Source organism: Streptomyces sporangiiformans, from assembly GCF_005768555.2.
In the GTDB taxonomy this organism is placed as follows: domain Bacteria; phylum Actinomycetota; class Actinomycetes; order Streptomycetales; family Streptomycetaceae; genus Streptomyces; species Streptomyces sporangiiformans.
Window position 1 is genome coordinate 1 of the sequence record NZ_VCHX02000215.1, and the last position, 970, is coordinate 970.

Here is a 970-nt window from a genome sequence, read left to right on the forward strand (position 1 = left end):
CCCACACCCGCAGCCCGCACCAGACGCCGCCCGAACACACCCGCCGCGCGGACCGCCACCTCGCCCTCGACCCCCGCCAGCACGCCGGCCAGCCGCGCACCGGTGGCCTCGTCCCACACCTGCGGCAGGTCGACCAGACCACCCCAACGGTCCGGGTACTCCAGGCCGATCACCCGGCCGAGGCCGGCGGCCTCCGCCTGTTCGGGGCGCAGGGAGTGGTCGCCCGCGTCAACCGCCACCGCGCCGGCCGTGACGAGCCACAGCGGGGCGTGCACCTCGGCGTCGCCCAGGGCCTGGGCGAGGAGCAGCGTGCCGAGGACGCCGGGCGGCATTCCGGAGCCGGTGTGCCCTGCGAGAGCGAGCAGCGACACCACTCCCGTGACGGGAACGCGCGCGACGGCCTCGCGGATCCGCTTGGCGACCACGTCACGCCCCAAGTCACCACCGCCCAGGGCGAGTACCACGACATCGGCACCGTGGGCACGCAGGGCCTCCTCGACCCGGGCCACCTCGTCTCCGTCCGCGTGCTCCTCGGGCGTCACGACGAGCCAGGTACCGGAGAGCCCGGCCGCCGAGAGTCCGGTGAGCGGGGCCCAGCCGATCCGGTAGCGCAGGTCGTCCAGGGCAAGCTGCTCCCGACGCTCCTTGCGCCAGTTCGACAGGGCGGGCAGTACGGCGCTCAGCGGCTGCTCCCCGTCCACCTGCAGGGTCCCGGTGAGCGAGGCCAGGTCCTCGCGCTCCACCGCTTCCCAGAACGCCGCCTCGATGTCGTCCCGGATCACGGGGGGAGCCTGTTCGGCGGAGGTTTGCGGCCAGTAGTGCTGGCGCTGGAAGGGGTACGTGGGGAGGGGGATGCGGCGGGCGCCGGTGCCGGCGAAGAACGCCTGCCAGTCCGGGGTGACGCCCGCGATGTGCAGGCGGCCCAGGGCGGTGACCAGGGCCTGCGGTTCGGGTCGGTCCTTGCGCAGGG

Annotated in this window: 1 pseudogene; it reads right to left on the bottom strand. The window is 74.7% G+C overall.

From position 1 onward, the window contains the following. Positions 1 to 970: pseudogene (locus FGD71_RS47660) on the bottom strand (polyketide synthase); the annotation flags it as partial.